Annotated in this window: 6 protein-coding genes; 4 read left to right on the top strand and 2 right to left on the bottom strand. The window is 52.5% G+C overall.

Annotated features, from left to right (window positions below):
• The 4 genes from B3P58_RS00355 to B3P58_RS00370 form a co-directional block, all read left to right on the top strand.
• A partial coding sequence (locus B3P58_RS00355; protein WP_349676548.1) for a LysR family transcriptional regulator occupies nucleotides 1-968 on the top strand: 968 nt, incomplete at its 5' end.
• Nucleotides 969-1,014: 46 nt separating this feature from the next.
• Nucleotides 1,015-1,938: a universal stress protein UspE gene (gene uspE / locus B3P58_RS00360; protein ID WP_145468888.1), complete on the top strand. Its 924-nt coding sequence runs from the start codon at nucleotides 1,015-1,017 to the stop codon at nucleotides 1,936-1,938.
• A 10-nt stretch (nucleotides 1,939-1,948) separates the two neighbouring features.
• Nucleotides 1,949-2,902: a bifunctional enoyl-CoA hydratase/phosphate acetyltransferase gene (locus B3P58_RS00365; protein ID WP_145468889.1), complete on the top strand. Its 954-nt coding sequence runs from the start codon at nucleotides 1,949-1,951 to the stop codon at nucleotides 2,900-2,902.
• A gap of 42 nt (nucleotides 2,903-2,944) precedes the next feature.
• Nucleotides 2,945-3,406, top strand: coding sequence for a flavodoxin family protein (locus tag B3P58_RS00370; RefSeq protein ID WP_230332015.1), 462 nt, complete (start codon nucleotides 2,945-2,947; stop codon nucleotides 3,404-3,406).
• Nucleotides 3,407-3,413: 7 nt separating this feature from the next.
• On the opposite strand, the gene B3P58_RS00375 is transcribed toward B3P58_RS00370, so the two are convergent.
• Together B3P58_RS00375 and B3P58_RS00380 are read right to left on the bottom strand one after the other, a co-directional pair.
• Nucleotides 3,414-5,702: a bifunctional diguanylate cyclase/phosphodiesterase gene (locus B3P58_RS00375; protein ID WP_286715122.1), complete on the bottom strand. Its 2,289-nt coding sequence runs from the start codon at nucleotides 5,700-5,702 to the stop codon at nucleotides 3,414-3,416.
• A 331-nt stretch (nucleotides 5,703-6,033) separates the two neighbouring features.
• Nucleotides 6,034-7,929 carry a propionyl-CoA synthetase gene (locus B3P58_RS00380; RefSeq protein WP_225691985.1) on the bottom strand — a complete coding sequence of 632 codons (1,896 nt, stop codon included), beginning with the start codon at nucleotides 7,927-7,929 and terminating at the stop codon, nucleotides 6,034-6,036.
• Between the last annotated feature and the right edge of the window lie 94 nt (nucleotides 7,930-8,023).

The following is an 8,023-nucleotide window of genomic DNA, read 5'->3' on the forward strand; positions in this document are numbered from 1 at the left end:
AACAGAGCCTACTGCGGACAAAGTTTATGGATACCCAGGCACTCAAAGCCTTTCTTGCCGTTGCAGAACAACGTTCGTTCTCGCTCGCCGCCGAACAGCTGCACCTGACCCAGTCAGCGGTCAGCAAACGCATCCAGCTACTGGAGCAACAGCTGGGTAATGCCCTGTTTGACCGCCACAACCGCACCATCAGCCTGACCGAAGCAGGTCATGCGCTGCAGCCCAAAGCGCGGCAGATTCTCGATCTGGTGGCCGACACCGAGCTGCGGCTGATGAATCTGGGCGGCGAAGTCAGTGGCGTCTTATCCCTGGCGACCAGCCATCATATCGGCCTGCACCGCTTACCACCGGTACTACGGGAATTTGTCAGCCGCTATCCGTCCGCCCAGTTAAACCTGAGTTTTATGGGCTCGGAACGGGCCTACCAGGCGGTCAACCTGCGTCAGGTCGAGCTGGCCCTGACCACATTGGAAGCCAACAATGATCAGGTGCCGGAGGGTATTGAAGCCCTGCCGCTGTGGCAGGATGACATGGTATGTGTGTGTGCTCCCGGCCACCCGCTGGCAGCCATTGCACACCTCAGCCTGCAGGATCTGGCGCAGGCACCAGCAATTTTACCGGAGCCGGATACCATTACCTTCCAGCTGCTTGAGCGGGTGTTCCGTCAGGCCGGGCTTAATCTGCATGCTCCCATGCCAACCAACTATCTGGAGACCATTAAAATGATGGTTTCTGTTGGCATGGGCTGGAGTCTGCTGCCGCAGAGCATGCTCGACGAACAACTGGTACGGCTGCCCTGGCCTTCTGCACCGATCCGGCGCCAGCTTGGACTGATCCATCTGCGTCACCGCACCCTCAGTAACGCTGCCCGGGCTTTCATCGACATATTGTCACCTCCGGCATATGACGAGCTGCAAACACAACACAATATGACCCAAAACAAGGCCGGTGTAAGCGCAAAGCGCTAGTGTTAGGGTATTCCTGTGCCGGACACATTATTTTAAGGAGAAAGTCATGCTGGATATCAATCACATCCTGGTCGTATTGGACAGCGAGCACCCGGAGCAAATTGCGCTTGATCGTGCGCTGTGGCTGGCACGGTCTCTGGAAGCAGACCTGACCCTGCTGACCAGTACTTACGAAGCTTACTGTGAAGATCATTCATCCCTTGATCAGGAAACCCGTACCCGGGTGAAGCAGGCCCTGCTGGATAAATCGGAAAAGTGGATCAACAGCTTCCTGCCTGAAGCTGAAAACAGCATTTCAATCAGTACCGAGGTGCACTGGCAAAAGCATCTGCACGATGCCGTCATCGAGTCCATGCGCCATAAAGATTTTGATCTGGTGATTAAAGGTACACAGCCGCACAACCTGCTTGACCGGATATTCACCCACACCGACTGGAATTTGCTACGCCACTGCCCTGCACCGGTGATGCTGGTAAAATCCGCCAAACCCTGGGCACAGAACCGCGTTCTGGCGTCCGTTGATGCGACCTCCGGCGATACCGGACACCAGATCATCAACGATAATATTCTGTCTTTTGCCGAGCACCTGTCCGATCATTTTGACACCGACCTGCACCTCGCCAACTCATACCCGCTGGTTGCAGTAGCCTTTGCCATGGTGCCCGAAGTTACCGCACCGGATGACATCCAGAAGTACATTACTGAACAACACGAAGAAGCCTGCGCTGCGCTGGCGCGCAAATACAATATTCAGCCCGACCATGTGCATATTGGTGAAGGTGATGCTGACAGCGTGATCGCTGGCATTGCCAAAGACATCGATGCCGACGTCGTGGTCGTTGGCACCGTGGGGCGCGAAGGCATTGCCGGTGTATTAATCGGCAACACCGCTGAATTACTGGTCGATAAAGTAGCCTGTGATGTAATTGTCATAAAACCATCCGATGGTGTTAAGCCAGACGCAGACTAAGGACGTGACTATGACCGCTGATCTGATCAGGGAAGAAATATTAACGGCGACCGCCAACCATCCGCACATGCGCCGCTTATTTGAGCGGTCGCTGCTGCGCCCGGCACTGCCAACAGCGGTAGTACACCCGGTCACAGAGGACTCATTAAAAGGCGCCCTCGCGGCTCACCGCCTGGGCATGATGCAGGCCATTCTCGTCGGCCCGGAGCATAAAATCCGTGAGTGCGCAGCCCAGAATGATATCGACCTGTCTGATATTGATATCCGCGACACCGAACACAGCCATGAAGCTGCAGAAGTAGCCGTCAGCCTGGTGCGCAGCGGAGAAGTCCGCGCATTAATGAAGGGCAGCCTGTCGACTGACGAATTACTGGGTGCGGTATTACACAAAACCACGGGAATTCGCAGTGAGCGCCGTATCAGTCATGTGTATTATCTGGATGTGCCGTCTTACCCCAAAGCACTGTTTATCAGCGATGCGGCTATTAATATTCACCCTGATTTACGAGCCAAAAAAGACATTGTCTGCAATGCCATTCAGATGGCTCAGGCAATGGGCATCAGCCTGCCTAAGGTTGCGATTTTAAGTGCCGTCGAAAAAATCAATCCGGATATCCCCAGCACACTGGATGCTGCGGCACTGTGTAAAATGGCTGACCGCAAACAAATTGTCGGCGGGTTATTAGACGGCCCCCTGGCCTTCGACAATGCCATCAACCTTGAGGCTGCCAACAGCAAGGGCATTGACTCACCCGTTGCTGGCGATGCCGATATTTTAATTGCACCAGACCTGGAGTCCGGCAACATTCTGGCCAAGCAATTAATTTATTTAGGCAATGCTCAGGCAGCCGGAATATTAATGGGAGCACGTGTGCCTATTATGCTGACCAGCCGTGCAGAGAAAATGGCCGGCCGGCTTTTATCCTGTGCGCTGGCACAGGCAGCCGCCCTGCCATTGGTATAGCGCTATCGTTATACTGCCGGGCAACTCAACAGGTTTTATACGATGAAAACACTTTTGATTGTTGCCCACACACCATCCCCCAATACTGAGCGATTATTGCAGGCCTGCAAGACCGGCTTTAAATCAGCAGAAACTGAGAACAGCCAGTTAATCATACGAACAGCTTTTAAAGCCAACGCGCCCGACACTCTGCAGGCCGACGCTGTTCTTCTGATAACGCCGGAAAACCTCGGCTATATGAGCGGCGCATTAAAGGATTATTTTGATCGTATTTATTATCCCTGTCTGGAAAAAACACAGGGGACCCCCTGCGCAGCCATTATCCGCGCGGGGCATGATGGCACAGGAACAAGACGCGCACTGGAAGGTATCACTACCGGCCTGCGCTGGCGCTGGGTCCAGGAGCCACTGATTTTACGCGGTGACTGGCAGGAAGACTTTTTACAACAGTGCGAGGAGTTATGCGCCGCCATAGCCGCCGGGCTCGACAGCGGAATAATCTGAGGAGTTATTAGCGCAAAGCAAAAGCCTGAGGTTCTTCGCTGTAGTTATCCATAAAAGCAATAAAGTCACTGGCAGCCATCGGCTTGGAAATATAGAAACCCTGCAAGATATCGCAATGCTGTTCCAGCAGAATCTGCCACTGACTGGCCGTCTCCACCCCTTCCGCAACAACCTCAAGATGTAATCGTTTACCCATTGCAATGACCGCACTGGTCAGCGCACGGTCATGCAGATCGGTGGCAATCTGATCGACAAAAGAGCGGTCTATTTTAATTTCCGTGACCGGTAACTTATGGATATAGGACAGCGACGAATAACCGGTACCAAAATCATCAACCGACACACCGACACCCAGCGCACGCAACTGCGAAACCTGCTGAGCTGCCCGCTCAAAATCATTAAGGACGGCGGTTTCGGTTATTTCCAGCACTAATTGCTGTGGCGCCAGATCATAGCGTCGGATTAATTCAGTCACCTCAGTAATCATCGCAGGATCAAGCAGGTGCTCCGGAGATAAATTAATGGATATGCGCAATGGCCGGGAAAACTGCTGGGAAATCTGATGAATAAACGCACAGGCTTCTGCCATTACAAAGCGATCTATCTGGCGTACCGCCCCGATAGCTTCCGCGACAGGGATAAATTCAGCCGGACTGACATTGCCCAGAGATTTATTCTTCCAGCGTACCAGAGCCTCAGCACCGATTAATGCTCCGGAACGACAATCAACCTGAGGCTGGTAGTGCACCTGCATTTCGTTGCGCTGCCAGCAACCATCCAGCTGACGTTCCAGCTCTTTACTACGCCGGCTTAACGCAGCAATATCGTCAGAATAATGAACAATACAGTTACGCCCATCACCTTTCGCCTGATATAACGCGGCATTGGCTTTACCCAGCAGATCATTAGGATCGATAGCATCCCGGGGGAAATTGGCCACGCCGATACTGGCAGAAACCGAAATAACCCGGTTATGAATTTCGAATTCCTCTTCCAGCGCGGCCTTGATCGCCTGTGTCAGAACATCCCGGCCACGGAAGCTCAGTTCATTACGGAATACGACCAAAAATTCATCGCCCCCCTGCCGTGCCAACCAGTCCCCCGGAGACAAAATACTCTGCAAACGCTGAGGAACCAGTTTCAACAATGCATCACCGATGGCATGACCATGCTGATCATTTATGCGATTAAAATAATCAAGATCGATGATTAACAGAGAAAACGCGACTTCCGGATCGTCGAGCATGCTTTCTTTCATCAGATGAAGCAGACGCGCACGGTTCAATAACCCGGTCAGTGGATCATGATGAGCCTGAAACAGAAGATTATGCTGATAAAGTTGCTGCTGACGAAGCACAATGCGGTGCACGCCAATACTGCCTAACAGCAAAGCAAAAAAAGCGAGCAGCGCAGGCTCAATCCGATCACGCCAGGCCTGCCAGAGCGAAGACTGCGGCCGCACCACAAGATTAAAAAGGTCATCCCCGATACGGGAATAATGGACACGATAGGTCAGACGACTGCGATCCTGCTTCCAGTCATGAACCAGCCAGCCTTCATCAGACTTCGAGTCTGTGATCTGCTGCATAAGCTCCTGCATGAATGCACGCCCGGCATGACTGTCATAAGCATTAAAGACCGGCACCGCATAACGCGGCACACCATCAGAACTGACGATAACAACCGATGTATCCGTTCCCAGATCGACTCCATCCCAACGAGCCAACCGGTCTTGCAGGCGAACAAGCCCTGTCAGTACGGCTAAAACCTCGCCGTGATAACTGTCGCGAACAGCATAAAACAGCGGTAACATCCATTCACGACTGCTGTTTTGCCAGACTGGCGGGCCGGTAACAACATCTTCGGAATCCAGCGCTTTACGGAATAAACGGGAAGACTGCTGTTGCAGATTGGGCAGAGTTACAGAATTGGCGTGAGATTCACGCGGCGTTGTGTACAGAACCATTTGACCATCACTGCGGGCCAAACCAAGACTGACGACACCAGGCATAAAAAAAGCGACTTTTTCCAGCGTATCGCGCCCGGCATCAGGTTGCTGCAGCGCATTCAGAGCCAGCAACTCCTGCCCCAGAAGATTAAAGGATTCACGTCGGGCGATCATAACGGAGCGTGCATTCTGCAGAGCAACACGATTAATGTGCGCAATTTCGTTGTCAAACACACTGCGGCTGACAAACCAGCTCTGCACGGCAAAAGTCAGCAACAACAACGTCAGAACAAAAATTGCCAGGGGTAAAACCCAGCCAGAGGCGCGGAAATTTAAGATATTCAGCAAAAGCTAACCCCACCCCTCAAGAACAATGATTTATTAAACGGACGATTCCCAGATAACCACAAAGGTTAGCAGGTGAAGTTACAACTCGACACATGCAAATGGTAACAATTGGCAACAGTTATAGATTCCTCTGTAGCCGGCAGATAAAAACCAGGAACGGATATCGCCGAGAGGAAGCCGCACGTAATAACGGCTCAAGGACAGAACGAAGGAAACGGGCACAAACAGCGGGCAAAAAAAACCGGGCTGGAATCGGCCCGGTAAACACCATAATAATCAGAGAGAGCAAACTGGCTTTCGCCTGCTCATTCTATGACTGAGCGACCTGATATTAGTTCTCCGGCCGCAGTCCTTTTTTCAGAAGAATCTGCTCAATCTCTCCCAGACAGGCCGGATCATCGATGGTTGACGGTGTCTGGTATTCCTCGTTATTAGCGATATTGCGCAGTACTTTACGCAAAATTTTGCCGGAACGGGTTTTGGGCAAACGCTGCACCACCACCGCATCGCGGAAACTGGCCACCGCACCAATCCGGTCACGGACGCGCTGCACCAGCTCAAGCTTCAGCGTTTCTTCATCAATATCAACGCCGTCTTTCAGCAGCACCAGCCCCAGAGGCTCTTCACCTTTAAGATCACTGTGACGGCCGATGACCGCACATTCAGCGACCGCCGCATGCCCGGCAACCACTTCTTCCATTTCACCGGTCGACAGACGATGACCGGCAACATTGATGATGTCGTCAGTACGCCCAAGCACAAACAGATAGTTATCATCATCCAGATAACCGCCATCACCGGTAATGTAATACCCTTTGTAAGTGCCCAGATAACCGGCGACAAAACGCTCGTGATTGCCCCAGATAGTCGGCAGACATCCGGGCGGCAATGGCAATTTGATAGCAATACTGCCCTGCTCATTGGCAGCAACCGGACGCCCCTTCGGATCTAAAATCTGCACATTAAATCCGGGTGACGGACGTGTAACAGAACCCGCCTTCACTTTGGCTGGTTCAAGCCCCATATGATTGCCGGCAATCGCCCAGCCGGTTTCGGTCTGCCACCAGTGATCCACAATCGGACGTTTAATATGCTGATCCACCCACTCATAAGTCGGAGGATCTAAACGCTCACCGGCCATAAAAATGGTTGTAAGCTTACTGAGGTCGTATTTTTCCGCCTGCAGGCATTGCGGATCTTCTTTGCGGATCGCGCGGAACGCTGTAGGTGCAGCAAACAATCCTTTGACACCGTACTCGGCACACACCCGCCAGAAAGCACCGGCATCCGGTGTACGTACCGGTTTGCCTTCATAAAAGACCGTAGTGCAGCCTGCAATTAACGGCGCATAAACAATATAAGAATGGCCAACCACCCAGCCGACATCGGAAGCGGCCCAGAACACGTCCCCCGGATGCATATCGTAAACAACACTCATGCTGTAACTCATAGCCACCGCATGACCACCATTGTCGCGCACAACCCCCTTAGGCTTTCCGGTGGTACCGGAGGTATAAAGAATGTACAGAGGATCAAGCGCCGACACCGGCGTACAATCAGCAGGCTGAGCGGCAGCCACGGCCTGTTGCCAGTCAATATCACGCCCTGCGGTCAGCTCACAGCGCTGTTGTTCACGCTGAAAAATGACACAGCGCTCAGGCTTATGCGCCGCCATATCAATGGCAGCATCCAGAATCGGTTTGTATTCAATAATACGGTCGACTTCGATACCACAGGACGCTGACATAATGACCTTAGGTACGGCATCATCAATACGCACCGCCAGCTCATTCGGAGCAAAGCCACCAAACACCACCGAATGCACGGCACCAATGCGGGCACAGGCCAGCATGGCGATCGCAGCCTCCGGAATCATCGGCATATACACGATCACGCAATCGCCTTTACCAACGCCCTGACTGACCAGCATACCGGCACAGCGCGCGACGGCTTCGGTCAGCTGGCTGTAGGTATAGGTACGTTTATTTCCGGTCACCGGGGAATCATAGATAAGAGCAAGCTGGTCTCCACGTCCCTGCAGAACGTGATAATCCAGCGCCAGATAAGCGGTATTGAGCTGTCCATCAGCAAACCAGCGATCAATACCATGTTCATCTTTGCTGAGAATGGCCTTGGGTTCTTTAAACCATTGAATCCGTTGTGACTGTTTTTGCCAGAAGGCTTCAGGCTGTTCGATCGAAGCCTGATATTCCTGTTGGTAACCCATAAAAAATTCCTCCTGTGTGAATGAATACACCTTAGGGGATGTGTGGTTACCGCGACTATTCGACCAAGGGTCATAACACCAAGGTCTAGCCGGC

This window comes from Thalassolituus sp. UBA2009, assembly GCF_002335285.1.
In the GTDB taxonomy this organism is placed as follows: Bacteria; Pseudomonadota; Gammaproteobacteria; order Pseudomonadales; family Oceanobacteraceae; genus Venatoribacter; species Venatoribacter alkanivorans.

What these genes read in the sequence shown, in the direction of transcription:
- B3P58_RS00380 (WP_225691985.1), bottom strand. Translation starts at nt 7,929, where the DNA reads ATGGGTTACCAACAGGAATATCAGGCTTCGATCGAACAGCCTGAAGCC.
- uspE (WP_145468888.1), top strand. Translation starts at nt 1,015, where the DNA reads ATGCTGGATATCAATCACATCCTGGTCGTATTGGACAGCGAGCACCCG.
- B3P58_RS00370 (WP_230332015.1), top strand. Translation starts at nt 2,945, where the DNA reads ATGAAAACACTTTTGATTGTTGCCCACACACCATCCCCCAATACTGAG.
- B3P58_RS00365 (WP_145468889.1), top strand. Translation starts at nt 1,949, where the DNA reads ATGACCGCTGATCTGATCAGGGAAGAAATATTAACGGCGACCGCCAAC.